Raw genomic sequence first — 19,463 nt, forward strand, 5'->3', positions numbered from 1 at the left:
ACTCGTCGCAAAGTAGCGCATCGCCTCCGGGCGGTGCGCTACTTTGCATTGCGTATCGGCAGCCTTGTGGATCAGGATCTCGAGTGTCAGTCGGTGGTGGTGCCGATCCGCACGCAGCAGTAGCCCTCGCGGGGGTCGAGTCGTGCTCGACGCTGCGGGCACTCTGTGGCAGTGACGAGGCCTTTCACGAGGTGGAGATTCATGCCGCACACCAATTGGGTGTGGGTGCGAGCGAGCTGGTGGAACGGGCAGTTGACGAGGGCGATGTCGTCCGCTTCGACGCGAGGCTCGTATCCCCATCGTTCGAGTGTGTGTTGTAACTGGTCGTCGGACCCACCCGTCTGCGCACCGAGTTGGTGGCCGAGCTGTGTGGCGAGGCGCGCGAGTACGGCGCGAGGCGACTCTCCGGTCGACTCGGTTTCGTCGATAGCCTGGGCGAGCAGCCGACCTGCCAATTCGTAGGAACGCTCGGGCAGATTGACGTGGATATCGCGCTCAGCGCGCTGGTACAGCTTCGCAGGACGTCCTGCGCCGGGACCGGTCCGGCCGGTTCGTCGTTCGAACTCGACGTCGAGTAGCCCGACCTCGACGAGTTTGTCCAGGTGGAACGCCGCAGTCTGGCGAGGAATCTGGAGCGCATCGCTCGCCTCGTCGCGTGTGGCGGCCCCGCTGTGACTCGACACGTAGTCGTACAGCCGTCTCCGATTGGGCTCGTCGAGGGCGGACACCGCCGCGACATCGTTGCGCTGTGGCTCCGGATCGGGGAGTGGGTTCATACCTCTCATTGTAAAACCAACCGATGTGGTTATATTGATTCTATAATCAATGACCATGGGCATGAGTTTTAGAGAGGCGCGGAGATGACCACAACAACGGCGCCGTCAACCGCAGCGGATGTTCGCGCTGACGCACGACGCCCGGCCATCGATGTCGATGCGGCCGAACAAGCGATTCACCTACTCCTGGAGGCACTCGGCCGTGATCCGGCCCGGTCGCATCTGAGCGAGACTCCGCGGCGGGTCGCGGGAGCCTTCGAGGAGATGCTCACGCCCCGCGAGTTCGATCTGACGACGTTCCCAAACGAATCCGGATACGACGAGTTGGTTCTGGTACGTGACATCCATTTCAGCTCGCTCTGCGAACATCACTTGCTGCCGTTCCGCGGTGTCGCGCATGTCGGTTATCTGCCGGGCCAGCGGATTCTCGGACTGTCAAAGCTCGCTCGCGTGGTTGAACTGTTCGCGCGTGACTTGCAGGTGCAGGAGCGACTGACGATGCAGGTCGCGGACTGGCTGGAGGAGAGCCTGCGTCCGCGGGGCGTGGGAGTGCTCGTCGAAGCGGAGCACATGTGCATGTCGATCCGTGGTGTGCGAGCGCCGGGGACCTGGACCACCACGTCCGCGTTGCGCGGCCTGCTGCGGGACAGTGGTCCGGCCCGGGGAGAGTTCCTCGAGCTGACGCGCAGCGGTAATCGGCCCGGCTGACTACTCCGACCGTCGTCTCCGGAGGATTCGTCACTCACCATTCCCCTTCACACCGAGGAGTCACCATGCCACCCGATATGAGTCAGGCGAAACAGCCGGTCAGCGCGATGCTTGCGGGCCCGTACGGGCACCCGTTCCATCCGATGCTGGTGACGGTGCCGATCGGCGCATGGGTTACCTCCTTCGTCTTCGACGTCGGCTCGCACGTCGTCGACGATCCGGCGTCGCTCGCTCGTGGCGGCATGTGGCTGATCGCGGTGGGGGTTCTCGGAGCGTTGGCGGCAGCCACCGTCGGCTTCCTCGATCTGCTGTCGATCCCCGTCGGCACTGCGGCTCAGCGCACGGCGTTGACCCATATGTCGCTGATGCTCGTGGTCACGCTCGCTTTTGCCGGAAACTTCTGGTGGCGTGCAGCCTCCGGTGTCGACGGCGCCGTCGACACCGGACAGATCTCGCTCACCGCGATCAGCCTCATCGTGCTGACGGTCGCCGGGGCGCTCGGCGGCAAGCTCGCGTATCGGTACGGCGTGCGAGTCGTCGACGAGGCGACTCAAGCGGACGGTTTCGATCGTCACGACTGACAGATCCTCTGTTCGTCTCGCCGGTTCGCATCAACCCTGTACTCAGTCAGCCCTGTACTGAGCCAACCCTGTACTGAGCCAACCCCGTACCAATGAGGAGATACCACCATGGCCATCGTCGCACTCGTCTGCTGGATCATTACCGCCCTCGGCGGATTCGTCCTGCTCGGCAAATGGATTGCCGGAGGTGGTACGACGGCGGGCACCACCAGTCGGCTGTCCCCACCCATCGTGTTTGCGCACTTCCTGCTTGCCGCGGCCGGGCTCGTGCTGTGGATCGTCTACGTGGCGGTCGAGGTCGATGTCCTCGCGTGGATAGCGTTCGCGCTGCTCGTCGTGATCGCCCTCGCCGGTTTCGCGATGTTCGCACGGTGGCTTCCCGTGTATCAGGGCGCAGCCGGCACCGAGACTGCTCCCGAGAAGGGCTTCCCGGTGGCCGTGGTCGGCGCACATGGCGCGGTCGCTGTCGTCACGGTGGTCAGCGTCCTGCTCAGCGCTGTCGGCATCGGCTGACCCGAGACTTCCGTCAAGCGAGACGGCTGTGGCCCGGACCCCCAGGGGGCCGGGCCACAGCCGAACCGTCGGTGCGCGGTGGTCGAGTCAGACGTTCACGCCGTAGTCGCGCGCGATGCCGCCGAGTCCGGACGCGTAGCCCTGGCCGATGGCGCGGAACTTCCAATCGGAGTTGTGGCGATACAGCTCGCCGAACAGCATCGCGGTCTCCGTCGATGCATCCTCGGTCAGGTCGTAGCGGGCGACCTCAGAGCCGTTCGCCCGGTTCACGACGCGGATGAACGCGTTGCTGACCTGGCCGAACGACTGCCCACGCACGTCTGCATCGTGGATGGAGACAGGGAAGACGATCGACTGGATGTTCGGCGGGACCGCGGCGAGGTCGACGTTGATCGACTCGTCGTCTCCGTCACCTTCGCCGGTCAGGTTGTCACCGGTGTGCTCGACGGAGCCGTCAGGCGACCGCAGGTTGTTGTAGAAGACGAAGTGCTGGTCGGAGGGAACCTTGCCGTCCGCACCGAGGATAAGTGCGCTGCCGTCGAGGTCGAAGTCGGCACCGGTCGTGCTCCTCGCATCCCAGCCGAGGCCGATCGCCACCGAAGTGAGGCCGGGAGCCTCCTTCGACAGGGAGACGTTTCCGCCCTTGCTCAAGCTGACGCTCATAGTGAAATGCCCTTTCTGTGCGCGGTCGCATCCGCCCGCGCACATGCACGAGCGGACGGGGGTCGTTTTCTAGGGGACGGTATTAGGGAATCATGTTGCTACCACTGAACCACGAGACGATGTTTCACGTGAACCGTACGAATGACGTCATTTCCGCTTCGAGTGGCCGGAGGCGTTGACGGCCAGCGCCTTTCGCTTCGCGCGCCGTCTGCCGAGAAGATAGAAGTCGGCGGCGACACCGATCACGATGCCGACGATGACGCCGATCAAGGTGGCTCCGCGGAATCCGGGACCGAACAGATCGAGTTGCAGGCGCCCCGCCTGTGCGCCCTGCCCGCCACCGATGGTGACAGCGAGGGTCAACAGGTTCGGAACCAGAAGCAGCAGTGCGACGAGGCCCATCACCCACGACACGATGTTCCGCGGCCCCCGACCGATGGAGAAGACGGCCAGCAGAGCGAGCAGGAGCGGCACCGCCGAGCCGAGGATGCCGTAGAACAGCCCCCACATGGTGCCCGACGTGAGACTGCGGTCGATCCGGTCGCCCATCCGCGTGCCCCACCAGTCGGGGAGGAGGCGCTGCAGGATGAAGTACGCGATCACGACGATGATCACGGTGCCGACGCCGAGGATCACCTTGTTCTTGGTGGACAGCGTCGGCAGTGACCATCGACTGGACTTAGTCGCGGTCGTGTCGTCCACGGGTTCCGGTGGGACATCGGGCAGTTCGCTCATACGACAACTGTGGCACAGACCGACGACTCGCGACGGTGGACTGCGCCGCAACGCGGTCCGATCAGGCGAGATACGGCGACACGAACGGGATGGCCTTGTTCGCCGTCTTCCCGTTGAAGCCCTCGCCGATGGCACGCATCTTCCACGTTCCCGCCTCTCGGTGAACGACTGCCATCGTCACGCCGGTGAACGGCATGCCGCCCGCCAACGTGTAGCGAGCGAGCTCGGCGTTGGTCGACTGGTCGATCAGGCGGCAGTACGCGTTCTGCACCTCGGCGAACGTCTGACCGCGGTACGACGTGACCACGAAGACGAGGTTGTCCACGTGCGGCGGGATCGCCGCGAGGTTCACCGAGATCACCTCGTCGTCGCCGTCGCCCTCACCGGTCAGGTTGTCGCCGGAGTGGATGATCGACCGGTCCTTCGACTTCAGATGCCCGAAGTAGACGGTCTCCACGCATTTACCCTGCGAGAACATCAGGACGGACGCGTCCAGATCGATGTCGCCGCCGCCGCCACCGCCGCCGAAGAATCCGCGCTTGCCGGTCCGTGGCAACGGATCCCAGCCGAGACCCATCCAGATCTGGGTGAGGGCGACACCGCCCTCCTTCCGGAGCGACACCTTCTGGCCCTTGACCAGAGAGACCGGTCGGTCCTTCGACAGATTGACCTCGGGCGCTGCGGCGGGCTGGGCGGGCGGTTGCTGACCGTACTGGGGTTGACCGTATTGGGGCTGGGGCGGCGCATAGCCGGGCTGCTGCGGCGGCGCGTACTGCTGCTGCGGCGGGGTGTACGGCGGGGGCGGGGGTGTCGGGGCCGCTGGGGGAGCCGGCGGTGCGGGCTGGACAGGCGGAGCCGACGGGGCGGGAGGAGGCGCCGGAGCATCGTCGACGGAGACACCGTGATCGCGGACCAGGTCGGCGAAGCCGCCGGCGTAACCCTGTCCGACGGCGCGCACCTTCCACTGGCCGTTGCGCTGATAGATCTCCACCGCGATCACCACGGACTCGCTGCTCAGGCCGTCCACCACGTAGTCGAACAACGGGGAGCCCGCAGCGTCGAGGACACGCGTCACCGGCGGCGCGAACTGTCCGAAACTACGCGAGGCGTCGTCGAGGGTGATGATCGCGCGGACCGCGGCGATGTCGGCGGGAATGCCTGCCGTCGAGATGTGCAAGCGTCCGTCGCGCAGCTGCACGCCGGGCCCCGACGGCTGGTTGAAGAACACGAAGTCGGCGTCGCTGCGGACCTTGCCCGTCTCGGTGACCAGCAGGCCGGACAGATCGGCCGGCGCGGCCACGTCGACCGACACCACGATCTCGGATCCTGGCAGCGGGGCGTTCTGACCTTTGGCGAGTGATGACACGAGATACCTCTACTTCTCGGCGAATGCCGGGTGGGGAACAGGATCGGTGGAGACAGGAGCACTGTCGTCGGGAAGCTCGACGGATGCGTGCGCGGCGAACCAGGCGAGGATCTCCTCGGCGGCCGCAGCGCCCGCAGAGCGGGTGACGCTCAGGCCGGGGATCGTCCAGCCCGCGTCGTGGAGTTCGCCGTGGCTCGGACGGATCGCGTGATCCGCGAACTCGAGCAGGTCGGCGTCGAGTCGGCCGTCGCCCGCTGCGAGCACCGGGGAACCGGCAGCCAGGAGGCCGGCGCCGACGAGGCGGCGGCGGACCTCCGCGACCGCGGCGGACTTCGTGACCGCGACCGGCATCGCATAGATCTTCCGACCCTGTTGCGACACCGTCCAACCGCGCGGCACACACCACTCCCGCCACGAGGGAACGAAGTCCGCAGGTTGCTCATCGGGATCGACGACGAGGTACACGAACAAGTCGTCTGCGATCCTGGTGGACCGGACCCAGGACTCGTCGATCCTGGTCAGCAGGTCGGCGTGCAGCTCGGCGAGCGGTACTGACCGCTCCCGGACGCGCTCGTCGAGCCCGGACCGCCAGACGGGGTCGTCGTCGCCGTCGCACAGGATCCGGCCGCCGTTGGAGACCACCGCGTACCGGAACGGGCCGCCGGGAAGGGCGATCCGCTCGAACTGTGCGCGGGTGCGGGTCGTGACCGGGACGACGTCGGTGCGCGCCGCGAGCGCGGTGAGGGCGTCGACCGCAGGCGCCGTCATGAAGCTCAACGGTGCGTCGTTGTAGATCTCGACGCAGACGGGGGGTCTCGACTGCTCGGTTTGAGGTCTCGACTCCGCTCGACCAGCGGTAGGAAGCTCCGCTTGACCGGCGGTGGGGGGTCTCGACTCCGCTCGACCAGCGGTAGGAAGCTCCGCTCGACCGGCGGTGGGGGGTCTCGACTCCGCTCGACCGGCGGTGGGAAGCTCCGCTTGACCGGCGGCAGCGGCAGCGCGCGAGTAGATCATAGTGCGGTCGAGGTCGGTCGCGATCAGGGCGTTCATACGTTCTCCTTGATCAGGCCGACGCACGAATAGGCGAGGTCGGGGACCACGTCGACGGGCACGCCGCGTTCGGCGGCCAGCATTCGGATGTGCTCGTGATCAGCCAGATCAGGTTCGCGCACCAGGATCCGCCACGGGACGCGACGCAGCAGGACGCGGGTGGTCTCACCGATCCCGGGCTTCACGAAGTTGATCGACGACAACTCGTACCGTTTCTGCATCGCCTCGATCGACGCCCACCCGTCCCACTGCGGAGTTCGGTCCGCGTCCTGAAGGGCAGCGGCGTGTGCGACGGCGTCGTCGGCGACGGCCTCGAATTCGGCTGCGACCGTGTCGAGGAACCGGTTCGAGACGTCGAACGGGGCGAGATCGCGGTAGAACTTCGCACCGTGGAAATCACCGGGCTTGATCAGCTCGTCGTTCAGTACGGTCCGCGAGACGAGCCCGGACACCGTCGAATTGAGGCAGGCCGACGCGATGAGGAAGTCGTCCCGAGTCCCGTACAGGCGGGTGCACGAACCGGGGTCGGCGAGGACCGCGAGCTCGTCGTTCAACCGGGCGCCGCCGGCCGCTGCGTACTCGTCGAGGGCCGCGGTCAACTCGCGGGCGATCGCGCCCTTACCCGTCCAGCCGTCGACGAACACGACCGAATCCGGATCATGACGTATGGCGATGTAGTCGAGGGCGACGGCGTCGATGCCGCGGCCCCGCACGATCGACACTCCGTAATGGGCGGGCGTGAGGCCGCGCGACCACCGGATCCAGCGAGCGATGAGGACACCGATCGGAGTGCCGGCACGCGCCAGCGACACCAGTGTTGGCGTCGGCGACCGCTCGGTCAGAATCAGCTCGGCGACGGTGCCGACCGCGAGCGCGAGACGTCGCGCCGATCCGGCCAACGCCGCGTCGAACAACTCCAGATACTCTGCGCCCGGCTGGAATTCGATCGGCAACGACTCCGCGTAATGCGCGAGACCCGCCTGGATGCGACGCTCGCGTTCGGCGAGGTCGCCTTCCAGAGAGAACTCCGACAGATCCTTCAACAGCCACGCGACCTCGGAAGGGCCGTACGAGCCGAAGTCGGGGCCGCGCAACGGATCCCCGACCGGAGCCTGCCGGCTCGACGCATGCGCGCGCGCCGCGGTCAGCCGACCCGGATCGGCCGACGGGATCGTCACCACGACGACCCGGTGACCGGCTGCACTGAGCACGTCGAGGAGTCCGCCGTTGGCGCGCAGCACAGCGGTGTCGGCGGGGTCGTCGATCACCAGCAGGACCCCGGGCGTGGCCTGCGATCCCGGAGCCGCGACGTTGTAGAGGAAACGCGGAGCGTCCTGGGCGTCTTCCGGCGCGGGGAACGAGAAGCCGCGTCGCAGCGGGTAGCCGTCCTCGTCGACGACGTGCGCCGGGGAACGCGACGTGGTCTGGAACGCGGCGTCGACGCCCTGGTCGGCGAGGCGTTCGGCGATGCACAGAGGCAGGTACATCAACTCTTCATGGCCGACGACGGTCACCGGCTCCCGGGCGTCGAACACACCGCGCAGCCCGGCTGCGAGGTCGTCGACCGCGCGGTGGAACGGCTCGGTGTCGGCCGCGAGGAAGCCGTGGCGGCCGCCGTCCGGGACGGTCGCAGGCCACGGCGCCGACACGAACTCGATCGTGCCGGGCACGTCGGACGTCGGATTCAGGTCGGCGGGGGCCAGAGCGCACACCCGATCGGTCAGATCGTCGGGCAGCGACACCTGCCCCGCCGCCAGCGCGACGAAGTCGATCGTGACTCCGATGCGTTCCGCGGAAGCGGCGCACTGCGCTCGGTGCTCGGCCGACCGCATGTCGACGAGCGACGCGACGATGTACCGACGGTGCGGGTCCAGACCGTGCAACGCTTCGATCGCCTCGATCGCGGTCCGCCCGGTGCTGATCTCGTCGTCGACCAGCACCACCGGGACCGTCGGATCGGTTGCGAGGAGGGCGCCGTCGACCGGTTGCAGCAGGTGGGTCGTCGCGTGCGAGTGCCCCTCCTCGAACGAACCGTGGATCGTCGCCGATGCGACCGCCCGTCGCGACGAGTGCAGATAGCGTGCGGCTCCTACGCGTTCTGCGACGCAGTGCCCGAGCCCGGTCGCCGTCTCCGCGAATCCGAGGACCGTCGCGGTTCGTGCCTCGTCGCCGAGCAGACCGACGACGGTGTCGCCGAGGCGGTTCGCCGCCTCGCGGACCTGTGCGGGCGGCGTCGGCAGATGCTTTCCGAGAACCGTCGACACGAGCAGGTGTGCCCGCTTCGGGTTGCGCCGCAGCCCGAGCTGCACCAGTGCGTCGACGCCGTCGCCGGACACGCTCGCGCCGAACTCGGCGGTGACCCAGGACGACGCGACGCCTGCGGTGCTCGCGCTCGTGGTCATTCGCTGCTCCATTCGGTGAGGAGGTCGACGAAGTTGACGTCGGGCCGCGCCACCCCGAACACGTGTGCTCGATCGAGCACGGCGAGCGCCCAATTGCGGTGCGGCTTCAGCTCGTTCATCTTGTTGCCGTACGACGACGCCTGAGCGCCGCCGCCGTCGCCGTCGAGGATGTCGAGCGCATCGGAGTACTCCTCGTCGGCGACGCACGACAGCGCGTGCACGGCCCCGACATGCACCGGATGGATGACGGTCTTCCCGGTGATCCCGTTCGCGCGATCCAGGGCGATCTCGCGGAGGAGGCCGTCCATGTCGCGGCTGACCAGGTGCTGACGGAAGTAGACCGCGTCGAGTTCACGGAAGGGTGTGTGCCGCAACGTCGGCGCGAACATGCGCTCGTGGTTGGCGAAGTACTCCCACACCGGGCCGGTGATCACGAAGCCGGTGCCGTCGCTGCGCCCCAGCACGTTGACGATCGCGGCGATCACGTCGGCGGCCACCCGCACGTCGTAGATGGTGACGTCGCGGTCGCGGCGGATCCCGAACAGGCCGCAGATGTCGGTGGCCCCGATCCGGACCGCGAGGACTCGGTCGCGGTGTCGGTTCAAGACGTCGCGGATGGCTACGAGTTCGGCGTCGCGCGTCTCCCGGTGGACGATGCGCGGACTCTCCAGCACCGGCATCGCGAAGAGCGGTCGGCCCAGTTCAGCGGATGCGGCGGCGACCGCGTCCAACGCGGCCCCGCCGGTGGACGCTTCGAACTTCGGGATGACGAATCCGGCGAGGCAGTGCTCGGCGCCGAGGGCGGCGGTGACCGTCTCGATGTGGTCGATCGATCGGATCCGGACGAACAGCAGCATCCCCGACCAGCCCTGCTCGGCGAACTCGGTGATCGCATCGATGGTCCCGGCGAGGGCGAGTGCCTCCTCGTCGTCGGCGACGGCGTCCTCCAGGTCGATGACCATCGAGGTGACGCCTTCAGCGGCACGACGCCGGACGACAGCGGCCAGGTCCGGCCGGGTCGCGGGGACGTACAAGGTGGCGCCCAACGCCACCGCGAGATGCGCGATCGGCGACCCGAGGGTCACCGGTTGGGGGCGGCGCCGGAACAGACGGTCGCACTGTGCGTCGTCGAGCTGCGAGAAGTGGGTGATTCCTCGGGTCGTAGTCGTCTCGGTCACGGTCATCTCCTTTCGGGGAGGCGCGTCAGGGGTGCGCGACCTGCTCCCGCATCCGACCGATGATCTCGGTGATGCGGGTGTCGACGGCGCGCAACTGGGTGAGGTAGCTCCAGTAGTCGGGGTGGATGCGTTCGAGGGTGGTCGCGGCGCGGTCGATGCGATCGCTCTGCGCGTCGAGGACCGACCCCCACTCGCGTTCCAGCCCGTGACCGAGCGCGAAATGCTGTGCGTCGCGAACCCGGAACCGCACCTGCGCCGACGCCTCCACCGGATCGTGACGCACTTCGCGCAGATCGGTCAGACGGTCGAAGGCGCGGTCGAGTTCGTCGTCGGCGTGGGTCAAGCGGGTCCGTGCCCGCTCGGAGGCGGCGAGCGCCTCGTCGGGCGCCCCCGACACCAGCGATCGGGCGCGATCGAGTTCAGTCGTCGCCGCTGCGAGGTCGGCGCGCACGTCGTCCGGCGTCGAGACCAGGTCCGCCGAGCATTCGGCGCTGAACTCACGGAGCAACGACGACACCACCGCGGGGATCTTCTCCAGACGCGTGGTGACGGCCTGCCGTCGGGTATCGAGCGATCGGATGGTCCGGTCGGCGTCCGCGGCCATGCGTGGCGCCTCGTCGAGCAGTCGTCGCACGTTCTCGGCTGCGGCGACCACCGCCTCGCCGGTACGGCGACGCTCGGCGATGCCCGACGCCGCCTCGAACGCCGACAAGTCCTGGGCGAGGGCGTCCGCAGCCGCACGTACCGAGGAGAGTCCGGCGTGCTCGGGTCGTGCCGAGTCGAGTGCGGTGAGTGCGCTCGTAGCCGCCACCCGAGCGTCGCGATCGGCCTGTTCGGCGCCCGCGGCAGCGGCCTGTCCCGCGTTCAGTGCGCGGCTGTGAGCGCGTCCGAACCGATCCAGCGTCGCCGACACCTGAGCGAACCCGCGCAGGCAGTCGTCGACCGCGGCGGGCGTCGCATCAGGCGACCCGTCTGCGGAGACCGTCAGGTACCGCGTGATGACACCGTCGTACTGATCGCGGACCGCATCCCATTCGGCGGGCGGGACGGACCCGGGCGACACCGCGCGGGCCGCGCGCACCGCCGGAGCGATCTTCCCCATCTCCCGTTCGCAGGCGAAGAACGCGTCGGTCAACGCCGCGAGCTGCGCCGGGGTGGCGCGATCAGCTTGCGGTCGTCTGCCGAACAGGCTGCGGCGCGGGTTGCTGGGCACTCTTCGATGCTAACGATTCGGGCGACGATCACCGGGTCGGCCAGGGGAGCCCCGGCCGACCACGACGGTCACTTCTTGCCCGCGGTCCACTTCATGCCGAATCCGTATGCGGCGTCGACGTCGCGCTGCGCGCCGTGGATGTAGCGGACTTCGCGCTGCACCTGCATCTCGCCGTCCACGTTGGTGAGCATCGCGATGGCGCACGAGAGCGCCTTGTCGTCTGCCGAGTCCAGACGGACCTCGACCTGCGGGCCGGACGTCGGCATCAAAGTGACCGACCCGTTCGCAGTCGACCAGTTCGGGGCGCCCTCGTAGATGTAGGCGAAGATCAGCACCCGACGGAAGCGATTCACGTCTCCGAGGTTGATGTGCAGGTTCTCGCCGCCCTCGGACCCGCCGCTGCGGTCGTCGCCGTCCAAGAAGATGAACGGCGGACGGTTCAGGTCGCCGAACGAGTTGCCGAGCGCCTGCACGACGCCCTTCGAGCCGTCGGCCAACTCGTACATCGCGGCCAGATCGAGGTCGATCGCCGTGTTCCGTTTGAAGAATCCGCGCGAGGGAGCCGACTGCGTCCAGTTCAGGTTCACGCGCATCGTGCCCTGCGACTCGCCCCGCTTGGTCAGCGACACCGACGGGGTGTTCTTGTCGAGCGTCACTTTGTTCATGTTTATCGCCATGTTCTGCCGTCCTATTTCGCGTCGAGTGGTTCGTTGGTGACTTCGGCGTCTGCTTCACGTCGCTTGCGGATGATGCTCGTGACGAGTGCGGCGATGATCAGGACGACGCCGACCAGGCCGGTGACGACCTCGGGAACGGGAGTGCCGATCGAGTACATGAGGATGAACGCCAACGCGCCGATCGCCCAGTGAGCACCGTGCTCGAGGTAGACGTACTCCGACAGCGTGCCCTGGCGCACCAGGTACACGGTCAGCGAACGGACGAACATCGCGCCGATCAGGCCGAGGCCGAGCGCGATGATGATCGGGTCGGCGGTGATCGCGAATGCGCCGATCACGCCGTCGAACGAGAACGACGCGTCCAGGACCTCGAGGTACAGGAACAGGAAGAAGCCGGCCTTGCCGGTGGCCTTGGCCAGATCGGACGGACCCGACGAGGGCTCGTCGTCTTCGTCGGTGTTGAACATCTCGCCGAGTCCGTTGACGACGATGTACGTGATCATGCCGAGAGCGCCCGCGATCATGACCGTGCTCGACTCACCCTCGTGCGCGATGTAGCTCGCGGTGATCACGAGGACGCCGGTGGCGATCACGACGTTGAGCATGTCGAGCTTGCCGATGCGGATCAGCGGTCGTTCGATCCACGAGAGCCAGGTGATCTCTTTGTCCTCGAAGATGAAGCCGAGGAACAACATCAGCAGGAACATGCCGCCGAACGCTGCGATCTGCGGGTGCGCGTCCGTGATGATGGTTTCGTAGCTTGGGTCGCCGTTGGCGAAGTGCGCGGCGTCGTTGGCAGGCGGATTCAACGCGAGGTCCAGCGCATCGACGGGGTTCAACCCGGATGCGAGCCAGACGACGGCGAGCGGGAACATCACGCGCATGCCGAAGACGGCGATCAAGATACCGATCGTGAGGAAGATCTTCTGCCAGAAGTCGCTCATCTTGCGGAGGACGGTGGCATTGATGACCGCGTTGTCGAACGAGAGCGAGATCTCGAGGATGCCGAGGATGAGAGTCAGCAGGAGAGCTTCGGGGCCGCCGTAGATGAACGCCACCACGAGGGAGGCGATGGTGACGAGGAACGACAGACCGAATATTCGGAGGATCACGTGCGGTGACGGCCTTTCAAGTGAAGGGTCGGCGCGCATTCCCTACGAGAAGAGTCTGCAGCGGCCGGGCGCCGCTGCGGGCGCACAGCCGAATCCGGCGGTGCGCCCGCGGCAGCGGAGCTGGTCGAATAGGTCAGACGTTGACGCCGAAGTCGCGGGCGATGCCTGCGAGTCCGGAAGCGTAACCCTGGCCGATGGCGCGGAACTTCCACTCCGCGCCGTTGCGGTAGAGCTCGCCGAAGACCATCGCGGTCTCGGTCGACGCGTCCTCGGTCAGGTCGTAGCGGGCGATCTCGGAACCGTTGGCGCGGTTGACGACGCGGATGAACGCGTTGCGGACCTGTCCGAACGACTGGCTGCGGGCGTCGGCGTCGTAGATCGAGACGGGGAAGACGATGGAGTCGACCTCGGGCGGAACCGCGGCCAGGTCGACGTTGATCGCCTCGTCGTCGCCGTCGCCCTCACCGGTGGTGTTGTCGCCGGTGTGCTCGATGGAGCCGTCGGGCGAGCGGAGGTTATTGAAGAACACGAAGTGCTGGTCGGAGACGGACTTCTTGTCGGTCTTGAGCGCGATGGCGCTGCCGTCGAGGTCGAAGTCGGTGCCCGTCGTGGTGCGGACGTCCCAGCCGAGGCCGATGGTGACGGCGGTCAGTCCGGGGGCCTCTTTGGTCAGGGAGACGTTGCCGCCCTTGGTCAAGCTCACACCCATGTGCGTTCCTTTCAATCGGCGAGCTGGCTGCTCGGGTTCGACGCATGCCCCGAAGTCCGGTGCAGCGTCACTGTAACGGCGTCTGACGTTGTCAGGTAAGGCGAGAAGTCGGTCGTCTGAACGAAGATTGAGTTCTCCAGAGGACCGAAGCGTCCATCTGCCGCCCTCATTTCCCCAGATTAGCGTGAACTGACCTCGTCGGCATGGGGGAGATTCCCCAGAAGATGACTTCTGTGCGGACTGAAGGCCGATCTGAGCCCATGACCGGGAGCGGCGGGACTCATCGCGAATGAGACTGTTTCGCGAATCCGTCCCATTCCGGCGGTGTCCAGTGGTACATGTCACAGAGGCGTCGAGTGCTGCGGGCGCTGTATCCACGGACGGGGACTCCATGAACGACGCAGGTGGCTCGATCACGCGCAGAACAGCGCTGAAAGGCGCCGCGGCCGCGGCTGTGACGGCAGGAGCGCTGGCGGCCAGTCCGCTCGTGTCGGAGGCTGGTGCCGCACCGCGGACACGATCGAGACACGACGTAGCGATCTTCGGCGGCGGGATGGCAGGTCTGGCCGCTGCCCACGAACTCATTGAACGCGGCTTCAGCGTGACCGTGTACGAGCCGGGCAGGTTGGGTGGCAAAGCCTTCAGTCACGACGTCCCCGGTACCGCGAAAGGTGGCCGCAAAGCTCTACCGGGCGAACACGGATTCCGGTTCTTCCCCGGCTGTTATCAGCACGTTCCCGACACGATGGAACGCATACCGGTGCCGGGCGGCGGCAACGTCCGCAGCAGGCATCTGGTGAACGTCGAGACCGCCGTCATCGCATTCGACGACGCCGGGTACGCGCCGACGACGACTCCGACGTCCGCGATCGGCATGATCGAGCACGCGGGACCGATCGTCGATCTGAACAACCTGCGCAACGCACTCACCACCGGCTTGAGCTTCGTCCGCGACATCTCACCGCTCGAGCTCGCGTACTTCGTCAATCGCGAACTGATCTTCGCGACCAGCTGCGACGAACGGCGATACGGACAATGGGAGACGATGTCGTGGCGCGAATTCGTGAAGGCCGACAGTAAATCGCCCGCGTATCAGCGCTACCTGGCGGGAGCTCTCACTCGGGCGCTCGTCGCGGCCAAATCGGAGACCGCGTCGGCTCGCACCATTGGGTCCATCGGGCTGGCGCTCGCGACGTCGGCCACCGGACTGGTGCCGCAGTACGGAACAGGTCCGATCAACGGCGGCGTCGACCGGATTCTCAGCGCTCCGACCAGCCACGCGTGGATCGACCCCTGGGTCGCTTACCTCGAACGGCGTGGCGTCACGTTTGCGATGAACCAGAGCGTCGCCGCGTTCGACTACGCGGGCGGTCGGATCACCGGCGCGCGGCTGTCGTCCGGCGCGACAGTCGACGCGGACTGGTACGTCGCGGCGATGCCCATCGACCGGCTGGGCCCGCTGCTGACCCCCACACTGCTGGCGGCCGACCCGGCACTGCGCGGAATCGGGAAGCTGAACGACGATTGGATGGTCGGCATCCAGTTCTATCTGTCGCGACGCAGCGACCTGCCGCCCGGCCACATCGCTGCGCTCGGTACCCCGTGGGCGTTGACCGGACTGTTCCAGGCGAAGCCGTGGGGCGTCGACTTCGCGAAGAAATACGGCGACGGTCGGACCCGCGACTGCTTGTCCATCGACATCTCCGACTGGGACAAGCCGGGAATCCTGTACGGGAAGCCGGCCAAACGCTGCACCAAGAAGGAGATCGCCAAAGAAGTCTGGGCGCAGATGAGTCGCGCGATGAACGCGGGCGGGAAGAAGCTTCTGCGCGACGAGGAGATCGTCGCGTGGTCCCTCGATCCCGGGATCAGCTGGACTCCGACGATCACCAACGCGACACCCCTCATGGTCAACACGGCCGGATCGTACGAACACCGCCCGCACGCTCACACGAAGATCCCCAACTTCTTCATCGGCGGTGACCACGTCCGCACCAACATCGATCTCGCGACCATGGAGGGCGCCAATGAGGCGGGCAGGCGAGTCGCCAACGCGATCATCGCCGCGTCCGACAGCCCGGCGGACGACGCTGCGGTGCACCCGCTGTGGGAGCTGCCGTTCCTCGACCCGTTGAAGGCCGAAGACCGTCGGCGGTACCGATCCGGGCAGCGGCACGTGCTCGACGTCTGAGGTTCGTCGGGTCGTTCGAACGGTGCACAAACACGGCATTCCGCTGCGCGGATATCGGTGATCGGCATTACGCTCCACTCGATGACGCCCTCGAGGGGTTGGCGTCGAAGACAAGGAGTACCAAGGATGCAGCCGTTCAACCATGGCCCCGGACCGGGTGTCCAGCCGCAGGGGCAGGCGGGTCCGATGCCCGGCTACCCGCCGATGGCGCCGCCGCGCAGACAGTTCGACCTCGGCCGAATCGCATCTTCCGCCACTGTCGTCGCGGGCATCGTCGTGCTGTTCTGTTCACTGCTGGACCTGTACTCGATCACCGTCGACCCGGGGAAGGTCGAGGACTCGGTGAACGGCACCGTCGAAGTAGGGATGGGCTTCTACACGATCGTGCCGTTCAACGCGCCGGTCGTCGCGCTCGCCATCCCGATCCTGATGCTCGTCGCCGCGGTGACGGCGATTCCGGGGGCCCTCGGCCGCCGCCAGGGCGCACTGGTCTCTGCGGTGAGTGCGATCGCGGCAACCCTTCTCGCGTTGGTCATGATGATGTCCAATCCACTGCCCGGAGTCTCGCTGAGCGGCGACCTCGAGTCGGAGGCCGCGGAGGAATTCTCCAGCATCAACGTCAAGTCCGTCGATCAGCTCGTCGACCGTGTCGTCGACATCGGACCCGGTGCGGGCCTCATCATCGCCTTCGTCTTCGGGCTCCTCGCCTCGGTGGCCGCGGGCTTCGCCTATTGGCGCAGCGGGGGAGACGAGCCACAGAAGCCGTTCGCTCCGGCCGGGCCGACGTCGGGCGCATTCGCTCCGATGCATGCACCGCAGGCCGGGCCCCCGTCGTCGCCGATGCCCGGGCAGCAGCAGCAGCCGACGCCGGGGTGGGGTCCGACGCCGCACCAGGCCCAGATCGATCAACCCCAGATCGATCAACCCCAGTTCGATCAACCCCCATTCGATGCGACCCAGATCTCGCAGCGGCCCCCGAACGGCCTGTCAGGGACCGGCCCGTCAGGAACCGGCCTGTCAGGAACACCGTGACCAGGGTGCGAATCGTCGCCGCTGTCACCGCGGTGCTCGGTTTGGTCGGTCTGGGCCTGACGATGCTGCCGCTGATCTCGTTCGGTATCAGCAAGCGACTCCTCGTCCTCTTCGGCGACGAAGGTTTCCTGACCTACATGGGCTTCGGCGAGTCGACGTCGCCGGCTGACTACTGGCGCGAATCGTGCCAGCTGGCCTTCGAACACTGCGACAGCTCGTCCGGCGTGCAGGTCGATGTGACCGGCTACGACGTGATCGCGTCGGGTTACACGGCGGGCGCCGTGATCCCGATCGTCCTGGCGTTCGGTGTCGCCGTCGGCGCGCTGCACGCGTGGCGTGGTCGAGACCCGCGCGTCTTCACATTTCTGAGTCTGGCCACCGCGACGGCGCTCTTCGTGCTGCTGTTCACGTGGATGAACCCGTCGGCCACCTTTTCCGGGACCGGTGAACTCGGGCAGGTCGACACGGAGATGACGCAGGACACCGGTTCGGATATGACGATGTCCGTGGGGCCCGGCCTGTATCTTCCGGCCGTGATCCTCACCGTCATGTTCGCTCTCGCCACGTGGCAGGCGGTCGCCGCGTCGAATCTGTCGATCCGATCGCGGCCCCGACCGCAGAACTTCCAGATGTCTGCCCCGCCAGCGTCGGTCGGCGGCTGAGCGAGGTCGGACGCGCGAACCTTTGCGCTCGACAGTGCCCTGAGGACACTTTCGAGCGCAAACGTTCAGACATCATGGGACGTCGGAGTGGTACGGGCCCCGTCACATGGTCTGCAGACGAGCAGTCAGCATCGCGGCGGCCTCGGCAGCAGTGGTGTGTATACCGTCGATCGGAAAATTGGCCGCAGTACCGCTCCCACTTCCGGTCGGAATCCACTCGGGAACCGCGGCGGCGCATTGCACCGTGCGGATTGCTCCGAAGGTGCTGCGTGACACGGGTCGGCTGTCAAGTAGTTTGTCCGGATCGACGCGCACGACGAGCAGCACACCGTTCGGTGCCAGCATGATGTCGTGAACGACGGGGTTGGACCCGTTCTGGAGCACCGGCGTGGACAGGCCGACCGGCCAGCCCGGGGCATGCACCGGGACGTGAACTGTCTCCTGCACGTCCTGCACACGACCGAGGACTCCTCGTTTCTGGACGGTGCGCTTCTCGGTGCGCTGGCCGAAGACCGGCAGCGGTCGATTCTGGGCGCGCAAGCGGTCTGCAGTCGCTGTCGCCGTCGACACGACGTCACTCATCTGAGTCTCAACGGTCATCGAACACTCCTCACGCTTCGTCCAACAGAACTCTGGCGAGAGTCCACTCGAGTTCAGGGCTCTGAGCGACCCAGTCGTTGTACGCGAAGACCCCGACCATTCCGTGGTACGTCGGCCACGCAAAGGCCCACTCCGGCTCCCACGATGCGCGCCCGGTGATGTCGTCGGCCATGTCGCCGGTCAGGATCTCCAGCGGATGATTGTTTCGACGCCCGAAGTCTTCGATGAACGCGTAGTAGAGGTTGAGTAGACGGCTCATCAGCTCGAGCGGTTCGATCGGATGGTCGCCGAGCATTCCGCTGAGTCGTCGGACACTGTCCACATAGTCGAATCGAACGGGGATCGCGGGCACGTGCTGAAGGGTGATGTCGCCGGTCGTCCAGTCCCGGTCGGCGGCGCTGTCCATCGGACCCAACTGCTCCACGAACGACAGCACGCTCGCCCAGCCGAGCTGATCGACGGGGACGTCTCCGTTCCGGTCCGCCCAATCCTCGATCTCGAGCTTCATGACGTTGACACGCAGAACCTCGACATTGATCGCCGCCGGGTCCCACAGGTGCATCGCATAGATCGCCGCGCAGATGTCGTTGCTCCGAACGTCTGCGACACTCCCGGGAACGTCGAGCATGGAGGCCATCTGATCGCGAAGCGTGTTCTCGTAGCTTCGCATCGCCTCATTGAACTCCGTGTCGAGGTGCGGGGGCACGTCGGCGGGAAGGTTCGCCCGATTCGGGATACGGGTGTGTTGGGAGTCGGGGTTCAGATGCGAATTCGTGACCGTCGCTGTCGGGGGCCGCGGATCAGGCTGAGCGGCGTCCGGCGGTTGTTGATAAGTGGGCCCGCTCTGCGGCGTGAGTCCTCGGCCGGCTCGAAGCCCAGTCGTCGCCGACGGTGCCGGTGTGTCCGGGACGGCCCGAGTGTCTTGCGGTGGTGTCTGAATCCTCTGCTCGGGTCTCCGGTTCGGATGCTGGTAGTTGATACGGCCGGGATGCGTGTAGTCGATTGGCATACTCAGCTCCTCATTCTTCGCGTCGCGACACGGATGCCGTCCAGACGGCATCTATCTGATCACCCGGTGTGATCGAAGGCTGGGCATCGGGAGACGAATGATCCGAATGGATGAATGCTGACGCGAGACGCGGCGTAGTCGCTCGAACGGATCAATTGCCGATTCGAAGGTCCCGCGACGCCAGATGCGCAAATACCATGACGAAACCGAGACCCGCGCAATAGAGGAGGACCCCATGGCGCAGTGTCAGAAGTGTTTTCTCGCCCTTCAAGAATGTCCGAACTGC

At 66.5% G+C, this 19,463-nt stretch carries 19 protein-coding genes; 6 read left to right on the forward strand and 13 right to left on the reverse strand.

From position 1 onward, the window contains the following. Positions 1 to 86 precede the first annotated feature (86 nt). Complete coding sequence (locus tag L5G32_RS17145; RefSeq protein ID WP_237012298.1) at positions 87 to 776, reverse strand: helix-turn-helix transcriptional regulator; 690 nt, start codon at positions 774 to 776, stop codon at positions 87 to 89. 84 nt (positions 777 to 860) lie between these two features. Between L5G32_RS17145 and folE the strand changes: the two genes are divergently transcribed. From folE to L5G32_RS17160, 3 genes are all read left to right on the forward strand, one after another. Then, a complete protein-coding gene (gene folE, locus L5G32_RS17150; RefSeq protein WP_237012299.1) occupies positions 861 to 1,484 on the forward strand; it encodes a GTP cyclohydrolase I FolE in 624 nt (207 codons plus the stop codon). A gap of 65 nt (positions 1,485 to 1,549) precedes the next feature. Further along, on the forward strand, positions 1,550 to 2,065 hold the full coding sequence (locus L5G32_RS17155; RefSeq protein WP_237012300.1) for a DUF2231 domain-containing protein: 516 nt from the start codon (positions 1,550 to 1,552) through the stop codon (positions 2,063 to 2,065). A 108-nt stretch (positions 2,066 to 2,173) separates the two neighbouring features. Beyond that, positions 2,174 to 2,578, forward strand: coding sequence for a hypothetical protein (locus L5G32_RS17160; RefSeq protein ID WP_237012301.1), 405 nt, complete (start codon positions 2,174 to 2,176; stop codon positions 2,576 to 2,578). An 87-nt stretch (positions 2,579 to 2,665) separates the two neighbouring features. On the opposite strand, the gene L5G32_RS17165 is transcribed toward L5G32_RS17160, so the two are convergent. The 10 genes from L5G32_RS17165 to L5G32_RS17210 all read right to left on the reverse strand — a co-directional run bounded on the left by L5G32_RS17165 (position 2,666) and on the right by L5G32_RS17210 (position 13,683). Then, positions 2,666 to 3,241 (reverse strand): TerD family protein, encoded by a 576-nt coding sequence (locus L5G32_RS17165; RefSeq protein WP_237012302.1) that lies wholly within the window; start codon positions 3,239 to 3,241, stop codon positions 2,666 to 2,668. 147 nt (positions 3,242 to 3,388) lie between these two features. Next, a complete protein-coding gene (locus L5G32_RS17170; protein WP_237012303.1) occupies positions 3,389 to 3,976 on the reverse strand; it encodes a hypothetical protein in 588 nt (195 codons plus the stop codon). Between the two features lie 61 nt (positions 3,977 to 4,037). Next, complete coding sequence (locus tag L5G32_RS17175) at positions 4,038 to 5,342, reverse strand: TerD family protein (RefSeq protein WP_237012304.1); 1,305 nt, start codon at positions 5,340 to 5,342, stop codon at positions 4,038 to 4,040. A gap of 9 nt (positions 5,343 to 5,351) precedes the next feature. Then, positions 5,352 to 6,392: an HAD family hydrolase gene (locus L5G32_RS17180; RefSeq protein WP_372491716.1), complete on the reverse strand. Its 1,041-nt coding sequence runs from the start codon at positions 6,390 to 6,392 to the stop codon at positions 5,352 to 5,354. Next, the gene (locus L5G32_RS17185) at positions 6,389 to 8,794 is read right to left on the reverse strand and encodes a phosphoribosyltransferase (protein WP_237012305.1); all 2,406 of its coding nucleotides are present in this window, start codon (positions 8,792 to 8,794) and stop codon (positions 6,389 to 6,391) included. The genes L5G32_RS17180 and L5G32_RS17185 overlap by 4 nt, the downstream gene beginning before the upstream one ends. Next, positions 8,791 to 9,978 (reverse strand): HpcH/HpaI aldolase/citrate lyase family protein, encoded by a 1,188-nt coding sequence (locus L5G32_RS17190; RefSeq protein WP_372491717.1) that lies wholly within the window; start codon positions 9,976 to 9,978, stop codon positions 8,791 to 8,793. The genes L5G32_RS17185 and L5G32_RS17190 overlap by 4 nt, the downstream gene beginning before the upstream one ends. A gap of 19 nt (positions 9,979 to 9,997) precedes the next feature. Next, positions 9,998 to 11,185, reverse strand: coding sequence for a hypothetical protein (locus L5G32_RS17195; protein WP_237012306.1), 1,188 nt, complete (start codon positions 11,183 to 11,185; stop codon positions 9,998 to 10,000). Between the two features lie 68 nt (positions 11,186 to 11,253). Next, complete coding sequence (locus L5G32_RS17200; protein ID WP_237012307.1) at positions 11,254 to 11,850, reverse strand: TerD family protein; 597 nt, start codon at positions 11,848 to 11,850, stop codon at positions 11,254 to 11,256. A gap of 23 nt (positions 11,851 to 11,873) precedes the next feature. Then, a complete protein-coding gene (locus tag L5G32_RS17205) occupies positions 11,874 to 12,974 on the reverse strand; it encodes a DUF475 domain-containing protein (protein WP_237012308.1) in 1,101 nt (366 codons plus the stop codon). Positions 12,975 to 13,107: 133 nt separating this feature from the next. Beyond that, positions 13,108 to 13,683, reverse strand: a complete 576-nt coding sequence (locus L5G32_RS17210) for a TerD family protein (RefSeq protein ID WP_237012309.1) — start codon at positions 13,681 to 13,683, stop codon at positions 13,108 to 13,110. A gap of 391 nt (positions 13,684 to 14,074) precedes the next feature. Between L5G32_RS17210 and L5G32_RS17215 the strand changes: the two genes are divergently transcribed. The 3 genes from L5G32_RS17215 (at position 14,075) to L5G32_RS17225 (ending at position 17,568) form a co-directional block, all read left to right on the forward strand. Then, on the forward strand, positions 14,075 to 15,874 hold the full coding sequence (locus L5G32_RS17215) for a hydroxysqualene dehydroxylase (protein ID WP_237012310.1): 1,800 nt from the start codon (positions 14,075 to 14,077) through the stop codon (positions 15,872 to 15,874). Positions 15,875 to 16,000: 126 nt separating this feature from the next. After that, a complete protein-coding gene (locus L5G32_RS17220; protein WP_237012311.1) occupies positions 16,001 to 16,906 on the forward strand; it encodes a hypothetical protein in 906 nt (301 codons plus the stop codon). After that, positions 16,903 to 17,568 (forward strand): hypothetical protein, encoded by a 666-nt coding sequence (locus L5G32_RS17225; RefSeq protein WP_237012312.1) that lies wholly within the window; start codon positions 16,903 to 16,905, stop codon positions 17,566 to 17,568. The genes L5G32_RS17220 and L5G32_RS17225 overlap by 4 nt, the downstream gene beginning before the upstream one ends. A gap of 102 nt (positions 17,569 to 17,670) precedes the next feature. Here L5G32_RS17225 and L5G32_RS17230 read toward each other — a convergent pair whose 3' ends face one another. Then, positions 17,671 to 18,168: a hypothetical protein gene (locus L5G32_RS17230; protein ID WP_237012313.1), complete on the reverse strand. Its 498-nt coding sequence runs from the start codon at positions 18,166 to 18,168 to the stop codon at positions 17,671 to 17,673. A gap of 10 nt (positions 18,169 to 18,178) precedes the next feature. Next, positions 18,179 to 18,838 (reverse strand): hypothetical protein, encoded by a 660-nt coding sequence (locus L5G32_RS17235; RefSeq protein WP_237012314.1) that lies wholly within the window; start codon positions 18,836 to 18,838, stop codon positions 18,179 to 18,181. Positions 18,839 to 19,463: the final 625 nt, after the last annotated feature.

Source organism: Gordonia zhenghanii, assembly GCF_021738965.1.
Taxonomy (GTDB): Bacteria; Actinomycetota; Actinomycetes; order Mycobacteriales; family Mycobacteriaceae; genus Gordonia; species Gordonia zhenghanii.

Coding starts and splice junctions, on each gene's coding strand:
- L5G32_RS17170 (WP_237012303.1), bottom strand. CDS start 3,976: ATGAGCGAACTGCCCGATGTCCCACCGGAACCCGTGGACGACACGACC.
- L5G32_RS17220 (WP_237012311.1), top strand. CDS start 16,001: ATGCAGCCGTTCAACCATGGCCCCGGACCGGGTGTCCAGCCGCAGGGG.
- L5G32_RS17190 (WP_372491717.1), bottom strand. CDS start 9,978: ATGACCGTGACCGAGACGACTACGACCCGAGGAATCACCCACTTCTCG.
- L5G32_RS17165 (WP_237012302.1), bottom strand. CDS start 3,241: ATGAGCGTCAGCTTGAGCAAGGGCGGAAACGTCTCCCTGTCGAAGGAG.
- L5G32_RS17215 (WP_237012310.1), top strand. CDS start 14,075: ATGAACGACGCAGGTGGCTCGATCACGCGCAGAACAGCGCTGAAAGGC.
- L5G32_RS17185 (WP_237012305.1), bottom strand. CDS start 8,794: ATGACCACGAGCGCGAGCACCGCAGGCGTCGCGTCGTCCTGGGTCACC.
- L5G32_RS17160 (WP_237012301.1), top strand. CDS start 2,174: ATGGCCATCGTCGCACTCGTCTGCTGGATCATTACCGCCCTCGGCGGA.
- L5G32_RS17235 (WP_237012314.1), bottom strand. CDS start 18,838: ATGCGAAGCTACGAGAACACGCTTCGCGATCAGATGGCCTCCATGCTC.
- folE (WP_237012299.1), top strand. CDS start 861: ATGACCACAACAACGGCGCCGTCAACCGCAGCGGATGTTCGCGCTGAC.
- L5G32_RS17155 (WP_237012300.1), top strand. CDS start 1,550: ATGCCACCCGATATGAGTCAGGCGAAACAGCCGGTCAGCGCGATGCTT.
- L5G32_RS17180 (WP_372491716.1), bottom strand. CDS start 6,392: ATGAACGCCCTGATCGCGACCGACCTCGACCGCACTATGATCTACTCG.
- L5G32_RS17210 (WP_237012309.1), bottom strand. CDS start 13,683: ATGGGTGTGAGCTTGACCAAGGGCGGCAACGTCTCCCTGACCAAAGAG.
- L5G32_RS17230 (WP_237012313.1), bottom strand. CDS start 18,168: ATGACCGTTGAGACTCAGATGAGTGACGTCGTGTCGACGGCGACAGCG.
- L5G32_RS17145 (WP_237012298.1), bottom strand. CDS start 776: ATGAACCCACTCCCCGATCCGGAGCCACAGCGCAACGATGTCGCGGCG.
- L5G32_RS17200 (WP_237012307.1), bottom strand. CDS start 11,850: ATGAACAAAGTGACGCTCGACAAGAACACCCCGTCGGTGTCGCTGACC.